The organism is Staphylococcus sp. HMSC071G07, from assembly GCF_001811435.1.
In the GTDB taxonomy this organism is placed as follows: Bacteria; Bacillota; Bacilli; order Staphylococcales; family Staphylococcaceae; genus Staphylococcus; species Staphylococcus pettenkoferi.
The window spans coordinates 126,312-148,608 of record NZ_KV804768.1; the positions used below are offsets into that span (position 1 = coordinate 126,312).

Sequence of the window (22,297 nt, forward strand, 5' to 3'; positions counted from 1 at the left end):
GTTACTTCGACTCCTTCTCTTTATAGATTTCATATTGTTCTGCTAAGTGTTGAGGCATATCTTCATACATGATGTCCATAAGATCAGTCACTTTTTGTTTAGGTGTATTGTCTGCTTCTTTAATCGCAGCTTTAATTTCTGATTTAGCAGTTTCAATGACTTCGTTCTCTTTATCTTCAGACCATAAGCCTTTATTTTCAAGATACTTTCTGAAACGTACTAATGGGTCCTTTTTCTCCCATTCAGAGTCTTCGTCAGAAGTTCTGTATTTAGTAGGATCGTCACCCGCCATAGTATGTGGACCATAACGGTAAGTCATTGTTTCAATTAATGAAGGTCCTTCACCGTTAATTGCACGTTCACGCGCTTCTTTAGTTGCTTGATATACAGCTAATGCATCCATTCCGTCAACTTGGATAGATGGAATACCTACTGCAATACCCTTTTGAGCAAGTGTTGCAGCTGCTGTTTGTTTACTACGTGGTGTTGAGATCGCGTAGTTGTTGTTTTGGATTACGAAGATTGCAGGTGCTTTGTAAGCAGATGCAAAGTTGATACCTTCGTAGAAGTCACCTTGAGATGAACCACCGTCACCTGTGTAAGTGATTGCTACAGCTTTCTTACCACGTTTCTTGATACCTAAAGCGACACCCGCAGTTTGAACGTATTGAGCACCGATAATAATTTGCGGACTCAACGCATTCACGCCTTCAGGCATATGGTTACCTTTGAAGTGTCCTCTTGAGAATAAGAACGCTTCAGTTAATGGTAAACCGTGCCAGATTAATTGTGGTACATCACGATAACCTGGAAGGATAAAGTCTTCTTGTTCAAGTGCAAATTGTGAAGCAAGTTGTGATGCTTCTTGACCTGCAGTTGGTGCGTAGAAACCTAAACGTCCTTGTCTGTTTAAAGAGATAGAACGTTGGTCAAGGATACGCGTCCATACCATTCTGCTCATCAACTCAACGAGTTCGTCATCTGATAAGTCAGGTACTAAGTCTTCATTTACAACGTTTCCATCCATGTCCAATACTTGGACCATTTCAAATTGAGATTGAGTATCTTGCAATACTTTCTCTGCGTCGAATTGGGCTTTTAACTTAGGAGCCATTCAATTCACCATACCTTTCCCGTATAATAGATATTCTTTTTAATCCACTACTATTGTACCATAATAAGAATATACTGTTAACTAAATATAAAATGTTCTGTATCAACGAACACAGGTACAGAATTTAAGCTGTACTAATAGCATTTCTTAAACTGTACTAGTATGTTTATTGATGTATAAATATAGTTTAACCCATTTAGGAAAGCGCATACAACATAAACGTACTATATTATATTTATTTTATTACTCAATAAGTTATATTTTTCATCAATTGCACACTTTTATTGTAATGTTTCTGCATTTTGTTTCTGTTCGTCTGCTTTTTTCGATGCGTCTTGATATTTTTTAGAACTGTCAGAGACTTTTTTGTAAGCATCGTTGACTTCTTTATTCTTTTTATCAATTACTTTTTGATCTGGATCATCTTTAAGGACGTAGTTGAACTTATCCTTTTCTTTCTTCATCGCGTCATTATACTTATCAGCGTAATCATCGAAAGCTTGATATTTTTTGTCGAGCGCTTTATCCCATTTCTTAATCGCATCGCGGCGCTTGTCGTTCTCAATGTTTTTAATATGTTTGTGCGCTTTATGATATTCATCTTTAGAATCTTTCATCGCTTTCGTTTCTTGTTTAAAAGACTTTTGCTGTTTATCTATTTTTTTAACGAGCTTTTTCGATAAGTCTTGTACTTTATCGAGATCATTTTTACCATCAAGTTTGTCCATTATCTTCTGTTTATCTTGTTGAATATCAGCCATTTCTTTATCTACTTTATTAATCACTTTCTCTTTACCTTGTGCGTCTTCAATTTGATGATTATAGGCTTTCATTTCACCTTTATCCGTCGTACAACCTGCGAGAAGTACTGCCGAAGCTAGGATGGCACTCATACCATATCTTAATTTCATTGTGTTTACTTCCTCCTTTTTTATCAGTGTAATCGTAAAAAATTTTTCTTGCAAAAGCAACTAGAATACTGTATCTTGCCGCGTCAAATTTGGTATAGTGGATAATTAAGGAAGGTGTATGACTAATGTTAACTATGAAAGATATCATTAAAGATGGACATCCTACATTACGTGAGAAAGCGAAAGAAGTTGAACTGCCATTATCAGATGACGAACGTGAGACGCTTCAAGCAATGCGCACGTTCTTAATTAACAGTCAAGATGAGGAAACTGCGAAGAAATATGGCTTACGCTCAGGCGTAGGTTTAGCTGCACCTCAAATCAATCTGTCTAAAAGAATGATTGCAGTTTATTTACCTGATGATGGAAATGGTAAATCCTATGATTTAATGTTGGTTAATCCTAAGATTATGAGTCATAGCGTTCAAGAAGCTTATCTTCCTACTGGTGAAGGATGTCTCAGTGTAGATAAAGATATTCCAGGATTAGTCCATCGTAATTATCGCATAACAGTAAAAGCATATGATATCGATGGAAACGAGTTGAAACTGCGTCTTAAAGGCTACCCAGCTATCGTGGTACAACACGAAATCGATCATTTAAATGGCGTCATGTTCTACGATCATATTGATGACGACCACCCACTTACACCACATGAAGGTGCAATCGAAGCATAAATTAAATATAAGAATACGCGCTAATGAGGAACAAGTCTTGCCTCGTTAGCGCGTTTTTCTTAACTATCTATTTGTTTCATTAGCAGACGTTACATAAAAACGTCACGCCGCTCGCTATAAGGAATATGTAATTCTGTTAATTTCTGCTTAATTGTTTCCATATCCTCTATTGCTATAAATTCAGGATCATGATGATGCTTCACTGCATATGGATTGCCGTGAATATTATCGACGACTTCATCATATTCGAAGAACATGATGACCTGTTGTTCCCTCACTTCAAATATAATTTTTTGCAACAGTTTATCTTTGCGTCCCTTTTCCCATTCGATTTCCTCAATCAGTTGTTTCAAAGTTGCCATAATAATCCCCTTCTTCCTCAGGATACCCATTGATAAGAATAATATTATCATAGCGGATACGAGTATCCATTTACAAGCAATCTTCAACGCAAACAAATATGTTCGGTCGTTGAGATGTAGATGGAAATGTGCATTCCATCATTTCCTCTCTGCATTTTAAAATAAGTCTTCAAAACCTTGTTATGAAAGGCTTTCAAAGCATTTTACAGAAACGAGTTGTAATATTCTGAACATTAGTGTAATATAACTTTAATAATATACGCTTGAACAATAGGGGTATGTTCACTCATAAACAAAGTATATTATTCACTCTAAAGTGACTGGGGAGAAAAACAATGGCAAAACATCTAAGAAGAGAACTGAGCAACCGTCATATCCAACTCATTGCGATTGGCGGCGCTATCGGGACAGGGTTGTTCTTTGGATCAGGGAACACCATTGCTAAAGCAGGTCCCTCTATACTCTTTACGTACATGATTGTAGGATTTTTCTTATTCTTATTTATGCGAGCAATGGGAGAAATGCTACTCGCAAAAACAGGTTTCAACACATTTACAGATATCGCACATGAATACTTAGGACCTTTCGTAGGATTTGTAGTCGGTTGGTCATATTGGATGTCGTGGGTCATCACGGTTATGGGTGATCTAACGGCTATCGCACAATATATTAACTACTTCAATCCAAATATACCGAACTGGCTGACGTGTTTCTCGGTATTAATATTTTTACTCGTACTTAACTTATCCAGTACGAAGATCTTCGGCGAATTGGAATTCTGGTTCTCGATTATTAAAGTTGTGACCATCCTTGCATTAATTGTGGTAGGAATCGTATTAGTTGCGCTTGCATTCAAGACGCCTACGGGTGCACATGCTTCATTCTCTAACCTTTATTCACATGGTGGCATGTTCCCACATGGCGTGAGTGTGTTTCTTAATGTCATTTGAAATGGCAGTTTACGCGTTTATGGGTATTGAATTCATCGGTATTACAGCGGGTGAGACGAAAGATCCTGAGAAGACACTACCACGTGCGATTAACAGTGTACCGCTTCGTATCATCATCTTTTACGTCGGAGCACTCGCTGTCATCATGATGGTTGTTCCATGGACGCAAATCAATCCTGAGAACAGCCCATTCGTTTCATTATTCGCATTAGCCGGAGTGCCTTTCGCGGCGTTACTCATCAACTCAGTAGTCTTAACAGCTGCTGCTTCATCTGCTAACAGCGGTATTTTTACAAATAGTCGTATCCTATTTAGCCTAGGAGATAAACAACAAGCACCTAAGATGATGGTCGCTTTATCTAAACGCGGCATCCCTCAGAATGCGCTCATCGTGACATGTATCTTGATTTCGATTACTGTCATCTTGAACTTTATCATCCCTGACGGTGAGAAGGTCTTTGTGTATATCAGTTCTGTCGTCACATCCATCACGATTGTAGTATGGGCACTCATCGTTTGTGCTTATATTAGTTATGTGAAAAAGGATAAAGCATTGCATCAAGCAAGTAAGTTCAAATTACCAGGTGGTGTCTTCGCTGCTTACTCAGTAATTATCTTCTTTATCTTTATCGCGATTATCTTGCTATTCGATCCTGAAACGTTGATCGGCTTTATCTTATCACCAGTATGGTACAGTGGTGTAGCAATCGCTTATTACTTCCATAAGCGTGCACTTTCTAAAGATCCCGATCGGTTGGCAAAACTTTAAGTTACAAGGCTGAGTATAACAGTTTATTTGAAATATTGATTGAAGCTATGAAGAGCTCGAACATGATGAGTTGCTTCATAGCTTTTTTAAACGGTAAAAGTGCATGCTTGAAGTTATCGCATTAACATGAAACTGAGCCCCCACTTCAATATAAGTAAGGATTTCATCTCATAAATCTATTATTTTCTTTTTCATCCCAAGCACGGACATTCTCAAAATTATGAGTTAGTACAGTGAAAATAGGACTGCGATATTACGACTTTCTACACTGTTCCCCCTCCTATTAAAATAAAACTGCTTTATTTATTTATTCACATAATGTAAAATAAGAACTAACTGAAATTGAGATGAGCTACTCAAATACTCATGATATTGTACAGATAGAATGACTTATTTTATCCATATTAAATCACAGTTAGCTAGAGGCTTTAATTATTCTATCTATGGACTTTACTAAACATCATGAGTTGGCAGCTCATTTCTCTACGAACGACATCAATTATCCCTGGAAACATACTGGGCAGAAAGCTGGTATGTTCTCTTTCTTTTTAGTAACATCACCTATTTTGATAGAAATAAGTTCACTTTATTTCGTACCAAGTATTCAACCAGGGAGTTAACTTTAATTATTTTAAAAATATAAACAAGTAATATATAGGAGGAACTGTAACAAATGGCAGTATTTAAAGTATTCTTTCAACATAATCGCAATGAAGTAATCGTACGTGAAAATACACAAACGATCTATGTTGAAGCACAAACAGAAGAACAAGTTAGACGTTATTTGAAAGATCGTAATTATAATATCGAATTTATCACTAAATTAGAGGGCGCACATTTAGATTACGAGAAACAATCTGAAGATTTCAATGTGGAGCAAGCTGAATAATGAAGCAAATTAACAATAATGAAGTTGCGGTATACGCGCTTGGTGGCTTAGGTGAAATCGGTAAGAATACCTATGCCGTCGAATACAAAGACGAGATTGTCATCATTGATGCGGGAATTAAGTTCCCGGATGACAACCTTCTCGGAATCGACTATGTGATTCCTGACTATACTTATCTTGAACAGAACGAAGATAAGATTGTCGGTTGTTTCATCACACATGGACACGAAGACCATATAGGTGGTGTGCCCTATTTACTTAAACAAATTAACGTACCTATTTATGGTGGTCCACTCGCTCTCGGTTTAATCCGCAACAAACTTGAAGAGCATCATTTATTACGCACAGCATCGCTCAATGAGATTGATGAAGATAGCGTGATCAAATCTAAGCATTTTGAAATTTCATTCTACCTTACAACGCACAGTATTCCTGAGGCTTACGGTGTGATTGTGAATACACCTGAAGGTAATATCGTTCACACAGGTGACTTTAAATTTGATTTCACGCCTGTAGGTGAACCCGCGAATATGGCTAAAATGGCTAAATTAGGTGAAGAAGGCGTACTCTGCTTAATGTCCGACTCTACGAACTCTCTCGTTCCAGATTTCACGCTTAGCGAAAGAGAAGTTGGACAAAACGTTGATAAAATTTTCAGAAACTGCACAGGACGTATTATCTTCGCAACGTTCGCATCAAACATTTATCGTGTACAGCAAGCGGTAGAAGCAGCGATTAAATATGATCGTAAAATCGTGACGTTCGGTCGCTCAATGGAAAATAACATCAAGATTGGTATGGAGCTCGGTTACATCAAAGCGCCGCCAGAAACATTTATTGAACCGAATAAGATTAATAGCGTGCCGAAACATCAATTACTCATCCTTTGTACCGGATCTCAAGGTGAACCGATGGCAGCATTATCAAGAATTGCCAACGGTACGCATAAACAAATTAAGATTATTCCTGAAGATACTGTGGTGTTTAGCTCTTCACCTATCCCAGGTAATACGAAGAGTATCAACCGTACAATCAACGCGCTTTATCGTGCAGGTGCGGAAGTTATTCATAACAAAGTATCGAATATCCACACATCCGGTCACGGTTCTAAAGTAGACCAACAATTGATGTTACGTTTACTCAGACCGAAGTTCTTCTTACCTATCCACGGTGAATACCGTATGTTGAAAGCACACAGTCAAACAGGCATTGATTGTGGTGTGGATCCGGACAATGTCTTTATTTTTGAGATCGGCGATGTGCTCGCGCTCACTCACGATTCTGCTCGTTACGCTGGTCGTATACCATCAGGCAATGTGCTTGTCGACGGTAGTGGTATTGGCGATATTGGTAACGTAGTGATTAGAGACCGTAAGTTACTATCAGAAGAAGGTCTGGTCATTGTAGTCGTAAGTATTGATTTCAATACCAATCGTCTACTTTCTGGTCCAGATATTATCTCTCGCGGTTTCGTTTACATGCGTGAGTCAGGTCAACTCATTTATGATGCTCAGAAGAAGATTAAGACGGACGTGATTGGCAAGTTGAATCAGAATAAGGATATTCAATGGCACCAAATCAAGTCATCTATCATCGAAACGTTACAGCCTTATCTCTACGATAAGACAGCGCGTAAACCGATGATTCTTCCAGTAATCATGAAAGTAAACGAACATCAGTCAGGCTCTAATCATCATAAGAAAACGTTCAAACCTTCTTACAAAGGTTTCCGCAAAGGTAAAAGTAAAAAACAAGATAAATCATAGCATAAAAAGGTCGCAAACGCTTGAATAGGTTTGCGACCTTTTTCCATACTATAACTTAACCTCTAACGACTTTCTTCTCAAAGCGACTCAAATCATTGTCATGACCAATCATGATCAAGATATCTCCGAATTCAATACTAATATTAGGATCAGGAGACACAATAATGTCACGTCCACGTTTGATTGCTATGATACTAATACCATACTGCGCACGAATATCCATATCAATAATTGACTGCCCTGCCATCTTCTCGCTCGCTTTAATTTCCACGATAGAATGTTCATCCGCAAGTTCAAGATAGTCCAAGACACTGGCACTCGCCACATTATGTGCAATGCGTCGACCCATATCACGTTCAGGATGCACGACGGTATCTGCACCAATTTTATTAAGAATCTTCGCATGGTAATCATTCTGCGCTTTCGCAGTAACTTTCTTCACACCAAGTTCTTTCAATATTAATGTAGTTAACGTACTTGATTGAATGTTCTCCCCTATTGCGACGATGACGTGATCAAAGTTACGAATACCTAAGCTTTTCATCACCGCTTCGTCAGTCGTATCTGCGACCACTGCATGGGTCGCAATATCACTATATTCGTTGACGCGATTCTCGTTGAAATCAATCGCCATAACATCCATATCTAAAGCATTGAGTTCTCGGACGATACTGCCACCGAAACGTCCAAGACCGATAACGACGTACTCTTTATCCATAAGTTGCCTCCATAATAAATAAGATGAGAATGATTTATCTATGAGTATTCTAACGTCATTAGCGTATAGTAAAACACATCATATTTCAATCATTCTCACCTTAAAAGTTTAAATTCTACTTTTTACCTTTCACATAACCTTTATCAAAAATAAATAGACGCATCAAGAATAAAAGTGATGGTAAGAGTAATAGGAAACCAGCTATAAATGCAATGATTAATGCTAATGCCATACTCCCGTTAGCTGCCCCATGTTCGATGCTGACGTACGGATAGAGAATGTAAGGCATTTTACTCAAACCATAACCAAGGAAAGCAAAGAACACTTGTAAGATGACCATGATAAAGGCAAAGCCATGCGCAACCTTAAAGAGAACAAGTAACATGGCGATGACGAAACATACTAAGCTCAACGCAAACATCCACCAATAATCTTGCACCGCGGTCATGAAATGAGTGTGGTTCTGAATTCTTAACGTTAAGAGCACGAATAAGGACATCGCAATCATCGGTGGTCCCCAGAAGATGAACCAATATCTCACAAGTTTATACGCCTTCCAATCTTCCGCTTTCGCTGCATAATACGTCAGGAACCCTGCTGAAATATATAGCACGGTGAGCACAGCGAGAAAGACGACTGCCCATGAGAATGGACTTAAAAAGAGTTCTGTCCAATCTAAATCAATGTGATGCGCATACTCGTGAATATAGCCCCCTTCTGATACGGTAAAAGCAACTGATAGAGAGGCCGGAATAAATAACCCAGCTATACCATAAAGGGCAAGCCACGGTAATTTCGTATCAGGACCATAGTTCTCAAAGGCATAGAAACCGCCACGAATTGATAATAGAATCAGCGAAATAGACGCTGGTACGAGTAAGACAGTACCCATATATTTCGCTGTATCTGGGAAGAACCCAACTATTCCTACGAAGAAGAAGACGAAGAAGACATTCGTCACTTCCCACACCGGATTTAAATACCGTGCAATGAGGTGATTAATACGTTTATCTTGATGTGTAATCTTCGCATGTAACGTGAAGAATCCTGCCCCATAATCTATTGAACCGATGATGATATAGCAGAACAAGAATAGCGATAAGACTAATATGCCTACATGTGCGTAATCCATTAATGGTCACCTCTTTCTGAGGAAAGTTCGTCGATCTCTTTGTAAGCAGGTTTGTTTCTGAACATCCGAATCAGCACGTAAGATGCAGTAACAAGAAGGACTAAATAAAGTAATCCAAACAGAATCGTTACTAACGTGAGTCCACCTGCTTGTGTTGCTGCTTGTGCCACTTTCATATAACCTCTAATAATCCACGGTTGACGTCCTTGTTCAGTTAAGAACCAACCAAATTCAATCGCTAATAGTGCAGCTGGACCCGTTAGAATTGCTGCATAAAGCAATGGTTTCTTGAAAGTCCAATGACGTAAGCGTTTAAAAATCATCGTAATAATAAATACGGCTGAGACGATGAAACAGAACACGCCCATTGCGACCATCAAATCAAAGTAGTAATGGACAATCATCGGTGGGAGTTCACTCGCTTTAAAGTCGTTTAAGCCTTTCACTTTCGTATTCACGTTATTATCAGCTAAGAAGCTAAGTAAGCCAGGTATTTTGACTGCGCCTGAAACTTCTTGTTTATCTTCATCCAGTACACCGAAGAATACGAGATCAGACTTACTTTGGGTATCAAAGTGCCATTCATACGCAGCGAGTTTCTCCGGTTGTTCTTGATGGAGGAATTTCGCTGACATATCTCCAGCAAGCATAGAACCTAACGTGAAGATCAAACCGAGAATCATCGTTAATTTTAAAGCTTTTTTATGATAAGCGGCGTCTTTCTTAAATTTATTCTTTAACAGTTTAAAAGCAGCAATCGTTGCGAGAACGAAAGCCATCGTCATTAAGGCCGTTGCAACGACGTGGAATGATCTCACTAAGAACGAATCATTAAACATCGCAGCCCACGGTTCGACGTTAATCATTCTGCCATTCTTCATTTCAAATCCTGCGGGTGTATTCATGAAAGAGTTAACTGAGGTGATAAACAATGCTGAGAAGGAACCACCAAGTATCACGGGGATACTAATAATAAGATGGGTCCACTGACTTTTGAAACGATCCCAAGTGTAGAGGTAAATACTCAAGAAGATCGCTTCAAAGAAGAATGCGAACGTCTCCATAAAGAGTGGTAGTGCGATGACATGTCCACCAATCTTCATAAAGGACGGCCATAATAGAGAAAGTTGTAAACCTATAATCGTACCTGTAACAACACCTACTGCAACGGTGATCGTGTAACCTTTTACCCAACGCTTCGCTAAAGTTAAATATTCAGGATCTTTCTTCTTGATCCCTAGAAATTCAGCGATAGCAAACATGAGTGGCATACCTACACCAATCGTTGCGAATATAATATGAACTGCGAGCGTCATTCCTGTGAGAAAACGTGCAATTTCAACTGAATCCATAATATCACCTATATTTATATAAATATCATTGAGTTCTTACTCATGATTCTGTTAAATTATAAATCGACTACTATACCAAATGAAATCAATTTGTTCATAAATTAAATGACAAATCTTTGACAACGCGCGGTTCAGACCCCTTTCGTCTGTTCAACGATTATGCTAATCTGTAATTATTCTAAGCTTAAAAGGAGTAACACTATGAGTGAAATTGTTATTTATACCCAAGATGATTGTCCACCTTGCACATTTGTAAAAAATTACTTAGCTGAACATAACGTTGACTATACTGAAAAGAATATTAATCATGGTCCATATCGTAATGAGATGATAGATTATGATGCGTCTGCGACACCATTTATTCTGTTAAATGGAGAGCCTATGTATTCTGTAGATATGGATAAAATCAATCACGCGTTTAGCATTGAGTAGAAGATTTATACTATTTTCGACAGAAATGAATATACTACTATCATTCCTGATTCTATACGTCGCTAAACATGGATAATATTGAGAAAAGGCGTTATGCTAAATCATCATATAAAAGAGTAGACGGAGTCAGCCCAATCCCAGACTATAGAAACACGACTTTTCTATCTTACTACCTACTAAAAAGAGCTTAAGCTGAAGCTATTCGCATTCAACTTAAGCTCTTATTTTTTATCAATCATAGTTATAAAAACAACTTATTTCGTATAAGATTGAACTAAATCTTCTACCTCATCAGCAGAAACACAATCAAGTGCACGATTTGCGAGTTCACGCATTTCGTTCTGACTTAAACCTTTGATTTGGCGACGTGCTTTGAGTACAGATGTCGCACTCATAGAGAACTCATCTAAGCCGAGACCGAGTAAGACTGGAATAGCAGTAGCATCGCCAGCCATTTCACCACACATACCTGTCCATTTACCTTCTTGATGTGAAGCATCAATAACTTGTTTAACAAGGCGTAAAATGGATGGATTGTATGGTTGGTAAAGATAAGAAACACGTTCTGACATGCGGTCTGCTGCCATCGTATATTGAATCAAGTCGTTTGTACCGATACTAAAGAAGTCAACTTCTTTCGCAAAGACATCAGCTAATGCAGCTGTAGCTGGAATTTCAACCATGATACCAAGTTCAATATCCTCAGCCACTTCAACGCCTTCTTTAATTAACTTCTCTTTTTCTTCGTTTAAAAGTGCTTTCGCATCACGGAATTCCTGAACCGTTGCAACCATTGGGAACATGATGCTCAACTTACCATACGTTGACGCACGTAATAACGCACGAAGTTGTGGTTTGAATATTTCTGGTTCATTCAGACATAGACGAATTGCTCTGTAACCTAAGAATGGATTCATTTCTTCAGGCAGATTTAAATATGGTAACTCTTTATCTCCGCCGATATCCAACGTACGAACAACGACGCGTTTACCATCCATTTCTTCTAACACGGATTTGTACGCTTCAAATTGTTCATCTTCTGACGGCATTTCGTCTCTGCCCATATATAAGAATTCTGTACGGTATAAGCCAATACCTTCAGCACCATTGTCCATTACACCATCAAGGTCTTTAGGTGTACCAATGTTTGCCGCAAGCTCGACGTTAACGCCGTCTACTGTTGTTGTTTCTTCGTCACGTAATTTCTTAAGTTCTTCTTTATCTTTAAAGAAACGTTCACGCTTATTCTGATAAGCAATGACTTCGTCTTCTGTCGGATTAATAATCACTTCACCTGTCATACCATCTACGATAATCATATCACCTTGTTGTACTTCTTCAGTGATTGATTTCGTACCTACGACTGAAGCAATTTCTAAAGAACGACTCATAATAGCCGAATGTGACGTTCTTCCACCGATATTCGTAACGAAACCTTGTACGAACTCTTTGTTTAATTGAGCTGTATCAGATGGCGTTAAGTCATTACCGATAATAACGACATTCTCATCGATCATACTTGGGTTAGGTAATGTCACGCCAAGAATGTGCGCTAAGACACGTTTAGATACGTCTCGAACATCTGCGGCACGCTCTTTCATATATTCGTTGTCCATAGACTCAAAGATCGTTACAAATTGTGAAGTCACGTCAGTCAATGCCGTCGGTGCATTCACTTGTTCGTTAGAAATCTTTTCTTCTACAGGTTTAATAATTTCTGGGTCGTCCAGAATGAGTAAATGCGCGTCAAATATCGCTGCTTTGTCAGGACCAATATTTGCTTCGGCATTATTTCGAATCTTAGTTAATTCAACTTTAGAAGTATCGATAGCGTTTCGAAACTTGTTGATTTCTGCATCAACATCTGCAACCTTATCGCGTTCAAAGGATAAGTCTGGTTCAACGAGTAAATATGCTCTTGCAATTGCGACGCCGTCTGAAGCCGCAATTCCGTTCATACGTTGTGACATATTATTCTGTTAAACCTTCTTTAGATAAGATTTCAGTGATCGCTTCGATTGCGTCCGCTTCGTCGCTACCATCAGCATAGATTGTAATTTCAGCATCTTTGCCTACACCTAAGCTCATAACACCCATGATTGATTTAAGGTTAACTTTCTTACCATTGTATTCTAATTGAATATCTGAATCGAATTTTGAAGCTGTTTGTACAAGCATTGTAGCTGGACGTGCATGAATACCTGTTTCGTCAATAATTACATATGATTTTTGTTCCATAATATGCTGTCTCCTTCGTATAGTTAGAATCGTTCAGTTTAATTAAACTTTCTTAGCCTTATAACTAAACATTACCAAAATTGATATTGAAATTCAATTTGTTAAACCCTAGCTACGATAATATTTGTAGCACTTTTGACTATTTTATGAAACGGGTTCCATTACCATAGAGATTTGATGACACTTTCACATTTTTTCATGTGATCTTCGCCAACTTTTTTCATAAAGTAAAAGCTAATTGACGCTGAGATCGCTTGACCTACTACTGGGAACCATTTCGTTTGTTTCGCCGCTGCACGTTTTGCTACATCACGAATGACGACTTTCAAGATTGCGTTAGACACCTTTTTACCGATAAATTGGCTACCTTGAATCGCTGCAGCAGAGAAGATACGTTGTTTCGTGTCATCACCTAAAGAATTCACTTGTTTGTGATCTAAACCATACAGTTTATTTAAATCTTCAATGATATCGCGCATTAATTTAATATCTACACCGAAGTCTAATCCAGGAATCGGTACGACGCTCATGCCAGAAGAAAGTAAAGATTTCTTCTTCACTAATGACATCGCACGACGATGACGTTCCTTTAATTCTGCTTTTGTAGTAGGAATATTACTTTTTTCTTTAATCTCTTCAATGTTGAGAACTTTATTTCCAATCTTACTAGTGACATCGTTTGTAATCTTATTAGTAAAACTCATGATCCATCGCTCCTCATAGTTAATTGTTCACAAGACTACATACCCGATTCAGCATAATTTATTTAAGTTGTACGAAAATTGCTTTCAAATACTTAGATGGTTTGTAATGCGGATGTGTCTTAAAGTCTTTAGGTAAGCCCATCACTTCCGCAAACTCAAAGTCTACGCTTGCTTTATTGAGTGTCTGTTTAATCACTGATTTAAATTGTTTCTTCGTAAACTCACTGTGGTTTGTACATAAGAGCAACGTACCTTGAGGCGCAATAATATTCAGCGCTCCCTCGATTAATTTGTCGTAGTCCTTCTGCACTGAAAATGTTTTCTTTTTATTACGCGCAAAGCTTGGCGGATCAATAACGATCGTATCGTAAGTAATGCCGTGACGCTCTGCATAACGATAGTAGTCAAAGGTATCCATGACATAGATATATTGCGTTTCAGGATCGATGGCGTTAACACCGAAATTCTCTTCAGTGAGCTCACGTGAACGGTTAGCGAGGTCAACACTTGTCGTTGTCTTAGCTTCGTTCGCTGCCACTACTGAAAATGCACCTGTGTAACTAAAGAGATTTAACACATCACGATGTGACGCAAAGTGATCACGAAGTTTCTTACGCACATCTTTCTGGTCAAGAAACAGTCCCGTCATCATACCATCATCTAGATTGACGTTATAGAAAGTGAAGTTCTCTTCGATAATAATAGGAAATTCTGGGGCATCGCCTTCAACAAAGCCACCTTCGTGCGTGTGATTAGGAAAGCGCATCTTTTCGTAAATAGACGTGTAATCAAACACTTGACGAATCGCTTGTAGAATTAAATATCTAAATTTGTAAATCCCTTTCGAATACCATTGAATCAACAAATGCCCATCGTAATTATCGATGGTTAAACCACCTACACCGTCTCCTTCTGCATTAAAGAGACGGAATGCATTAGTACCTTCAATATGATAGAAATAATCTCTTTCTGCTTGCGCTTCTTCAAATAAATTCACGAAGAATGTGGCATTAATATCTTCTGATTGATCGTAGCTCAACACCCATCCGAGTCCTTTATGTTGATGACCGACGTAAGCTGTGGCAATATAATTTCCTGAGTCAGTCACGAGTTGAAAGATATCCCCCTCTTTCAAATGATCGTGTGCATAGAGGTCCGCTTCATCTATCAATGGATAGTGATTCAAATACTTCTTCTCTTTACCTTTATTTAATGTCGCTGTCTTCATCTCTGACACTTACACCCTTTCTATTTATGCACTGTTATTGTGTTATTATTTTAACTTTCAATTCTACCATATCATATGCTGTGTTCACCTAGTTTATCATTCTTTAGTGAGCTTAGCCTACGACTTATTCGCATTTTGTTTGCCAATTCTATCCTCTCCTATTCTTTAGAGAAATTCAATTCTTTCATGAGCGTTGAAATGCCGCAGAATGCTTTTGTCATTTTAAAAAGCAGATACAGAAACCGAGTTGATTTCCATATCTGCTTCTCATTCTCAATTTTAACTTTTTAAAAGTAAGAACTACTTCGAATTTAAAGTTTCCATTCTCTCTTTATCATTACGATCAGGCTCACGTAATTTAATGACGAAAGCAACGATGACTGCAATGAGCATAATGAACAGAATTGGCGTAATGAATGTTGAGAATAATTGACCGTGAATCATGATATTCGCAAACTCTGTAAATAATTTGAAGAAGAGTATGCTAATAATAAAGAGATGTAAATAATAGAATCGATTTTTAAAGTAATTGGTTAACGTCAATAACACATAAACGATCATGATTAACATGAGCAAGAATAAAGTGATCCACTCAATAACATATTGCGTTTGTGATAACTCCCAATTCCCTGACATAAACAAGGAACTTCTGTTGTGTAACTCAATGAGTGTAAAGAAGAGCATGATTCCTGCACAAATTAATTCAATATATAACGATTTCAACCATTTCGGTTTGCGCATCCATTTCGGTACATCATCTTCCTGAATATCGATGCGTTGTTTCCATTTATCAACGAATTGATCTTTCTTGTTACGCATTTTTTCAATATCCATACTACGACGTGTCTTATGAGTAATCTCCGTCGTTTTATCTTGTAAGTGTTTAATACGTTCTTTCGTTTGGTTCGTCATTGACTCTTTGTTCGTCCGTGATAATTCTGGTTCTTCTTCACCTAACTCTTGCTTAGTTAACGGAAGAGAGCGACGTAAGAACAAGAAGTTCCAAATCGCCATTTGACCGAGTAACCACATCACTAAGAAGAAAGCATTCACACTCAAGATGTCAATCGGGATAATATCATTATTGTCTACACGGCCATATAGCACAACTTGCGTGATAAGGTAAGAAATACCATAGCTAAAGATAATCCATAAATAATGATATTTACGATGATTCGGATTTAAATCATCTTTATAAACGATATAACCAATGTGAATGATAAAAGGAATCACAAAGATAATCGCAAAGAAACTATAAACTTGCGTCATCAAGACGAGTGTAATGATAAAGAATAGTATTCCGATGACTAAGAAGAATACAGAAATATCATAGTCGTAAGAAGTTGTTCTGAACAACAGAATACCTATACCGATAACTAATAAACCGAACAGAATGATGATAATCGCACTGACGATTGGAAAGCTACCAATAAACGTACTCATTACTCGAATAATTTCTGCAAAGAATGCGTTAATAAAGTCCCATACATTATGTATGTTTAAGTTGATCTTATCTTTCCCATTAAGCATGTGAATGAAAGATAAATTAAGTAATATAATAACACCTATTAACAGTGCGACTGCACCGATAATATAGCTGTATATAATTTCGGCGTGTTTTTTAAGGAAAGACATTCATTTCACCTCAAAACAATTATATATGAACATATCCATGTTGTCTCTATATCGTACAAGAAATAGGTCTAGAGACCGAAATTTCTCACACTTTTCTCGCTTATGATTAAACATGAGCTACAATGTCTGTTTCAGTATGTAAAATCATTGAAACAAGTAACGATGGTGCTTTGTCACACCAATTTATAAATTTAAGTTCTTTTCTGTAAACAAGCTGAGTCGCGATTTGTATTCTCGATCCCTACTTTATCTGTAAAAGTAAATGAAGCGTTTATAGCACACAGCAATCGCATTTGAACTTGAGCTTACCTTTCATGTGTGCACACTAACGCTTTGTTCGAATGTGAGATAAGTATGTAAATTATAACGCACGCGACCTATCAACTCAACTTACTTCTTCTATTTCCATTTCGCCCAGTAAAGAAACAGATTTTACAACATTATTGTGTGTAAATTATTTAAAACGGGTATAATACTAATGGTAAGAATAATCAACAAAGGAGCCTGATTCCCATGACAAATGAAGATAAGAACAAACAAGCAGCTGAACAAGCAAAAGAACAAGAAGAGCAATTAAAGGATAAGAAAGAACAAGCTGAAGATAACGTTAAAGAAACAAAACAGAACGTCCAAGATTCTTTAGATTAATAGCCAAACATCGTTCGAATTCTACACATTTTATTCGTAAGATAAACACAAACCCTATAATTATTAGTCGCAAGGCACGCGTCACTCACACCTAATATCATGTGGCGCGTGCATTTTCACGTGCTTTTTAATGTAATTATACTACTCTATGACCCCACTAAACCGAACTTCTCTGACATATCTCAAGAAAGCCTTGACAATCGTTCTCAACCAGTCTACATTAGAATTAAATTACAAATCAATCTAACGCACTAGGGGTGTTATGTTATAACTGAGATGAGGTAGAACCTCAAACCCTTTGAACCTGATCTAGATGATACTAGCGTAGGAAAGTGAGCGATTACTATTATGTTAAGCTCTGCCTTTTATGACTCGGCAGAGTCTTCATCCAATGTTTATTTCTTTCTGTTTGTTTTTCGCGCAACTTCTAGATGAGGTTGTGCGTTTTTTATTGGGAGGAAATAGATATGACAAGAGCTTCAAGAGGTTTAAAGCTTTCCGACATACTCGTCACAGTCTTAATCGCAGTCGTCTTCGCGATTATTTATAACGTTTGGAATTTCGTATATGATTTTTCTAAAATATCTGGTTTACACGTAGAAGAAATCGTCTACGGCATGTGGTTTATGGCAGCGGTCGTTGCTTATCTCATCATTCCTAAACCTGGTATCGCAATTCTAGCTGAGTTTGCAGCAGGTGCTGGTGAAACCATCGTCATGGGCCGCTTCGATGTCCCTACGATGATTTACGGTTTACTCCAAGGTGTCGCTTGTGAGGTTATCTTCCTCATCTTCCGCTACAAATCACGTTCAGCTGCAGTAGCTATGCTTGCTGGATTAATGGCAGCGATTATTACCTTGCCACTCGACTTCGCGTATGGCTACCTCAATGAGTTGACAGGTTGGAACTTAACACTGTACATCGTCTTCAGATTAATCGGTGGTCTGTTAGTCGCAGGTTTACTGTCTTACTACATCGTCAAGGTGCTGGATCAGACCGGAGTAACCAAACTCTTCAGACCTGCATCTAAAAAAGATTACGATAACTTGTAAGGAGACGATACTGTGCTATCGACTAAAAATTTACGTCTGAAGTATCCGAATGGTGAACATAAGATCTTCGACGGTCTCAATTTAACAATTCATGACAAAGAGAAAGTACTCTTACTCGGTCCCTCTGGGGCGGGTAAGAGTACATTATTAAATGTGTTAAGTGGCATCGTTCCTGAATTAATTGAACTTCCGATGAAATATGACGACTTACATATTGATGAACATTGTGGCATGATTTTTCAAGATCCTGACACACAGTTCTGCATGCCGAAAGTGAAAGAAGAACTCGGCTTTATTCTTGAGAATCGACAAGTGCCACGTTCCGAAATGGACCAAGCGATTCAACGCGCTTTAGATTCAGTAGGTCTCAATGTTGATCCTGATCAATACGTAAACCAGCTCAGCGGCGGTATGAAACAGAAATTAGCGATTGCAGAAACGTTACTGCAACAAGCTGAGACCCTTTTCCTAGATGAGCCAACAGCTATGCTTGATACAGAAGCCACAGCTGAATTGTGGAGCAAGATCAAAGATTTCTGGGAAGACCAAACTGTCGTGATCGTGGAGCATAAGGTTGAACATATTTGGGAACACATCGACCGTGTCATTCTACTCAATTATAACGCCGAGATTATTGCTGATGACAAACCCGAAGCAATTCTCGCTCAACACGAGGAGCTACTGACCGAGTACGGGGTATGGCATCCAAATGCATGGGATTATGCGCCCAAAGCACAGGATACATCCTCCACCCCTACTGAGCCTGTCTTTCATTATCAAGATGGAGCTATTCGTCGCGGTAACAAGACGTTGATCGCTCTTGACGAATTTACCGTTTCCTTAGGTGAGTGGATCACGATTACAGGTAAAAATGGTACCGGCAAAACGACATTGCTCGAATCTATGATGCAGTTAATCAAATACGATGGCAAGATGATCTATGACGGACATTATTTAAAGAAAATCAAGGATGCAGCGCAACATATGTATCTCGTGTATCAAAATCCTGAACTACAGTTTATTACGCAATCCGTTTATGATGAAATCTTTATTCAATTTAGTCAAAAAGATAACAAGAAAGCACAACAACAAACGAAAGAGATGTTACGCTTACTCAATTTAGAACGTGTGCAGAACCAACATCCGTTCGAATTGTCTATGGGGCAAAAGCGTCGTCTGAGTGTGGCAACTGCGTTAAGTTCACCAGCAGATATCATCATGTTGGATGAGCCTACCTTTGGATTGGATAGCCATAATACTTTTAACTTGATCCAACTCTTCCAAGAACGTGTAGCACAAGGTCAGACGATTATCATGATTACACACGACCCAGAAATTATTGCACGCTATCCTTCTCGACAAATTCACGTCGAAGATCAGCAGTTACATGAAGTAAGAAAGACAGGTGATATGCATGTTTGAAGCGTGGAAAGTACGCAACACCTTTGTCCATGATGTCAATGTAATTACGAAGATTGTGATGGCGATACTCTTATTCGTCTTCGTCATCTTTATTCACCAATTCGATATCATGATTTATACAACGATACTGATGTTTCTGTTTCTAGTCTTATTTAACGGCGTACAGTTTAAAGTTGTAGGTATCTTCACCTTCTTCGCAATTTTGTTTGCGATTATATCGTCATTATCGATGATTCTTTATGGAGAAGGAACACATACCCTATTTAAACTTGGTTTCATCCATATTACACGTGAGAGTTTCATTCGCGGTATACATTTATCGTTACGTTTATTAACGGTCTCCTCTATGGGGATACTGATTTCATTAACTTCTGAAATCGTCATGATTTTTTACAGTATGATGCAGCACTTAAAGGTGAAACCGAAGTTCGCCTATGCGTTTATGGCAGCCATTCGTATGGTGCCCATTATGATCACATCATTTATTCAATTGCGTCATTCACTCAAGATGCGTTATCAAGTTATAGATGCACAACACTATCGAGGGCTGAAACGTTTGAAACATTTGTTTATCCCGTTGCTCAGTCAGAACATTCGCCGTGCACACCAACTTTCTGTCGCGATGGAGATGAAAGGCTTCCAAGATGGTCCACGTACGTATTACTACAAAGCACCATTTTCATACAAAGATATCGTGTTTATCGTTGTGACCTTAGCATTACTCGCCATCAGTTGTTACCTGGCACACGTGCTACCACTGACAGGCATTCCAGATGTACGTAGCCATAATTTCTAGCTATTTTTCTTAAGTTTTGTAAAAGGCGAGCGGATTTGGCAATAGAAAATGATGGCTCTTAGCCGATAGCAGCCAATCCCTTTTATCACTAAACAATGCTGAACTTTGAGACAATCATTGACATTCACCACATCTCAAAAACCCCGTTCCAAACAATTCATGGAACGGGGTTAAATTATGTCTCATTGTACATTCATCTACATTAAGTTAGCATGCTCAGCACTCAATTACTACTCTAGCTTAACGTAACGCTTTGTCACTAATATCATTACGATAGAATAAAGCATCGTTAGCTACGGGTTCTACTGCTTCATAAGCGGCTTTCTTCGCTTCAGCAATATCTTTGCCTTCTCCTAAAGCTAAGATTACACGGCCACCTGAAGTAACGAAGTGGTCACCTTCTTTTTTCAAACCACTCACGAAATATTTACCTTCATCTAAAGTGAAGCCAGAGACTTCTTTACCTTTCTCATAGCTACCAGGATAGCCTTTAGACGCAAGCATCACACCAACAACAGCTTGATCTTTCCACTTAAAGTGAATTGGTTGTTTCGCGTCTAAGTCGAGAATATGTTGCATCAAGTCGCTTTCCATACGTGTGAGTAAGACTTGAGCTTCAGGGTCTCCAAAGCGCGCATTAAATTCAATCACTTTCGGACCTTCTTTAGTGAGAATCGCACCGATGTACAATAATCCGAAGAAATGATAGCCTTCTTGCTCCATCGCTCGAGCAATCGGTTGTGCAATTTGACGATTCGTTTCTTCGATGACTTCTGAGCTGATATGTGGGACAGGACAATAAGCGCCCATACCGCCAGTGTTCGTCCCTTGGTCATTGTCGAACGCACGTTTATGATCCTGCGCAATACAATCGAATGGCACGGCGTAGTCTCCATTTACGAATGTCATGAGCGAGAATTCTTCACCTTCAAGGAAAGTCTCAAAAACTACAGTTTCGTCGTTTGTAGGATACAATTTTTCAACCGCTTCTGCTGCTTCATCGTAATTGTCCGCAATAATAACGCCTTTTCCTGCCGCGAGACCATCTTTCTTTAATACCACTGGATAGTCGCAAGATTGAATATATGCTTGCGCTTCTTTCTTGCTAGAAATTTCACGATAGTCAGCCGTAGGAATATCATACTTAGCCATCAATTTCTTCGCAAATGATTTAGAGCCTTCAATTTGCGCAGCTGCTTGCGTTGGACCAAAGACTTTAATATCTACGTCTAACAAGCGATCTGCTAAACCTTCAGTCAATGGCTGTTCAGGACCTACAACGACCCATTCAATACCTTGTTGTTGCGCGAAATCAACGATGTCATCATGTGCACTTTCAGCAATATCAGTGTGAACTTCAGCGACTTGAGCCATCGCGTCACTGCCTGGAATCGCATGAACTTCGTCAACGAGTGGCGATTGATTTAACTTATGTGCAAGTACATGTTCGCGCCCACCTGCACCAATCACTAACACTTTCATCTTTCTACCTCCTGTAGTTG

The 22,297-nt window shown here is 38.5% G+C and carries 20 protein-coding genes, 1 pseudogene and 1 riboswitch; of the genes and pseudogenes, 9 read left to right on the plus strand and 12 right to left on the minus strand.

The genetic code is table 11. The features are described from left to right. Position 1: 1 nt before the first annotated feature. Positions 2-1,114: a pyruvate dehydrogenase (acetyl-transferring) E1 component subunit alpha gene (gene pdhA, locus HMPREF2802_RS04930; RefSeq protein ID WP_002471907.1), complete on the minus strand. Its 1,113-nt coding sequence runs from the start codon at positions 1,112-1,114 to the stop codon at positions 2-4. 281 nt (positions 1,115-1,395) lie between these two features. Beyond that, complete coding sequence (locus HMPREF2802_RS04935; RefSeq protein WP_070502959.1) at positions 1,396-2,025, minus strand: YkyA family protein; 630 nt, start codon at positions 2,023-2,025, stop codon at positions 1,396-1,398. 125 nt (positions 2,026-2,150) lie between these two features. Here HMPREF2802_RS04935 and def point away from each other — a divergent pair, with 125 nt between their 5' ends. Further along, on the plus strand, positions 2,151-2,702 hold the full coding sequence (gene def / locus HMPREF2802_RS04940; protein WP_049406883.1) for a peptide deformylase: 552 nt from the start codon (positions 2,151-2,153) through the stop codon (positions 2,700-2,702). 89 nt (positions 2,703-2,791) lie between these two features. On the opposite strand, the gene HMPREF2802_RS04945 is transcribed toward def, so the two are convergent. Beyond that, positions 2,792-3,064 (minus strand): hypothetical protein, encoded by a 273-nt coding sequence (locus HMPREF2802_RS04945; RefSeq protein ID WP_070502960.1) that lies wholly within the window; start codon positions 3,062-3,064, stop codon positions 2,792-2,794. A gap of 335 nt (positions 3,065-3,399) precedes the next feature. Between HMPREF2802_RS04945 and HMPREF2802_RS04950 the strand changes: the two are divergent. From HMPREF2802_RS04950 to rnjA, 3 genes and pseudogenes are all read left to right on the plus strand, one after another. After that, a pseudogene (locus HMPREF2802_RS04950) lies at positions 3,400-4,783 on the plus strand (amino acid permease). 673 nt (positions 4,784-5,456) lie between these two features. Next, entirely contained in the window at positions 5,457-5,672 is a 216-nt protein-coding gene (locus tag HMPREF2802_RS04955) for a DNA-dependent RNA polymerase subunit epsilon (RefSeq protein WP_002471871.1), read from the plus strand. Beyond that, positions 5,672-7,438: a ribonuclease J1 gene (gene rnjA, locus HMPREF2802_RS04960; RefSeq protein ID WP_070502961.1), complete on the plus strand. Its 1,767-nt coding sequence runs from the start codon at positions 5,672-5,674 to the stop codon at positions 7,436-7,438. Before HMPREF2802_RS04955 ends, rnjA begins: the two co-directional genes overlap by 1 nt. A 55-nt stretch (positions 7,439-7,493) precedes the next feature. Here rnjA and HMPREF2802_RS04965 read toward each other — a convergent pair whose 3' ends face one another. The 3 genes from HMPREF2802_RS04965 to HMPREF2802_RS04975 form a co-directional block, all read right to left on the minus strand. Beyond that, positions 7,494-8,156: a potassium channel family protein gene (locus tag HMPREF2802_RS04965; RefSeq protein ID WP_002471883.1), complete on the minus strand. Its 663-nt coding sequence runs from the start codon at positions 8,154-8,156 to the stop codon at positions 7,494-7,496. A 115-nt stretch (positions 8,157-8,271) separates the two neighbouring features. Beyond that, positions 8,272-9,288: a cytochrome d ubiquinol oxidase subunit II gene (locus HMPREF2802_RS04970; RefSeq protein WP_070502962.1), complete on the minus strand. Its 1,017-nt coding sequence runs from the start codon at positions 9,286-9,288 to the stop codon at positions 8,272-8,274. Next, positions 9,288-10,640 carry a cytochrome ubiquinol oxidase subunit I gene (locus tag HMPREF2802_RS04975; RefSeq protein WP_070502963.1) on the minus strand — a complete coding sequence of 451 codons (1,353 nt, stop codon included), beginning with the start codon at positions 10,638-10,640 and terminating at the stop codon, positions 9,288-9,290. The genes HMPREF2802_RS04970 and HMPREF2802_RS04975 overlap by 1 nt, the downstream gene beginning before the upstream one ends. Positions 10,641-10,841: 201 nt before the next feature. On the opposite strand from HMPREF2802_RS04975, the gene HMPREF2802_RS04980 reads away from it, so the two are divergent. Next, positions 10,842-11,072 carry a glutaredoxin family protein gene (locus tag HMPREF2802_RS04980; protein WP_070502964.1) on the plus strand — a complete coding sequence of 77 codons (231 nt, stop codon included), beginning with the start codon at positions 10,842-10,844 and terminating at the stop codon, positions 11,070-11,072. Between the two features lie 254 nt (positions 11,073-11,326). On the opposite strand, the gene ptsP is transcribed toward HMPREF2802_RS04980, so the two are convergent. The 5 genes from ptsP to auxA all read right to left on the minus strand — a co-directional run bounded on the left by ptsP (position 11,327) and on the right by auxA (position 16,877). Further along, positions 11,327-13,042 (minus strand): phosphoenolpyruvate--protein phosphotransferase, encoded by a 1,716-nt coding sequence (ptsP, locus tag HMPREF2802_RS04985; RefSeq protein WP_070502965.1) that lies wholly within the window; start codon positions 13,040-13,042, stop codon positions 11,327-11,329. A 1-nt stretch (position 13,043) separates the two neighbouring features. After that, the gene (locus HMPREF2802_RS04990) at positions 13,044-13,310 is read right to left on the minus strand and encodes a phosphocarrier protein HPr (RefSeq protein ID WP_002471864.1); all 267 of its coding nucleotides are present in this window, start codon (positions 13,308-13,310) and stop codon (positions 13,044-13,046) included. Between the two features lie 161 nt (positions 13,311-13,471). After that, on the minus strand, positions 13,472-14,014 hold the full coding sequence (locus HMPREF2802_RS04995; protein ID WP_049406862.1) for a hypothetical protein: 543 nt from the start codon (positions 14,012-14,014) through the stop codon (positions 13,472-13,474). A 58-nt stretch (positions 14,015-14,072) separates the two neighbouring features. Next, on the minus strand, positions 14,073-15,242 hold the full coding sequence (locus HMPREF2802_RS05000; protein WP_070502966.1) for a class I SAM-dependent rRNA methyltransferase: 1,170 nt from the start codon (positions 15,240-15,242) through the stop codon (positions 14,073-14,075). Between the two features lie 300 nt (positions 15,243-15,542). Further along, positions 15,543-16,877, minus strand: coding sequence for a lipoteichoic acid stability factor AuxA (auxA, locus tag HMPREF2802_RS05005; RefSeq protein ID WP_002471891.1), 1,335 nt, complete (start codon positions 16,875-16,877; stop codon positions 15,543-15,545). A 513-nt stretch (positions 16,878-17,390) separates the two neighbouring features. On the opposite strand from auxA, the gene graF reads away from it, so the two are divergent. The 4 genes from graF (at position 17,391) to HMPREF2802_RS05020 (ending at position 20,795) form a co-directional block, all read left to right on the plus strand. Next, positions 17,391-17,525 (plus strand): glycopeptide resistance-associated protein GraF, encoded by a 135-nt coding sequence (gene graF, locus HMPREF2802_RS12225; protein WP_002471901.1) that lies wholly within the window; start codon positions 17,391-17,393, stop codon positions 17,523-17,525. Between the two features lie 243 nt (positions 17,526-17,768). Further along, positions 17,769-17,873, plus strand: a riboswitch (TPP riboswitch). A gap of 119 nt (positions 17,874-17,992) precedes the next feature. Further along, positions 17,993-18,577: an ECF transporter S component gene (locus HMPREF2802_RS05010; RefSeq protein ID WP_070502967.1), complete on the plus strand. Its 585-nt coding sequence runs from the start codon at positions 17,993-17,995 to the stop codon at positions 18,575-18,577. Positions 18,578-18,589: 12 nt separating this feature from the next. Then, on the plus strand, positions 18,590-19,999 hold the full coding sequence (locus tag HMPREF2802_RS05015) for an ABC transporter ATP-binding protein (RefSeq protein ID WP_070502968.1): 1,410 nt from the start codon (positions 18,590-18,592) through the stop codon (positions 19,997-19,999). Then, entirely contained in the window at positions 19,992-20,795 is an 804-nt protein-coding gene (locus HMPREF2802_RS05020; RefSeq protein WP_070502969.1) for an energy-coupling factor transporter transmembrane component T family protein, read from the plus strand. The genes HMPREF2802_RS05015 and HMPREF2802_RS05020 overlap by 8 nt, the downstream gene beginning before the upstream one ends. A 240-nt stretch (positions 20,796-21,035) precedes the next feature. Here the strand turns inward: HMPREF2802_RS05020 and purD are convergent, their stop codons facing one another. After that, entirely contained in the window at positions 21,036-22,277 is a 1,242-nt protein-coding gene (gene purD, locus HMPREF2802_RS05025; RefSeq protein WP_070502970.1) for a phosphoribosylamine--glycine ligase, read from the minus strand. Positions 22,278-22,297 lie beyond the last annotated feature (20 nt).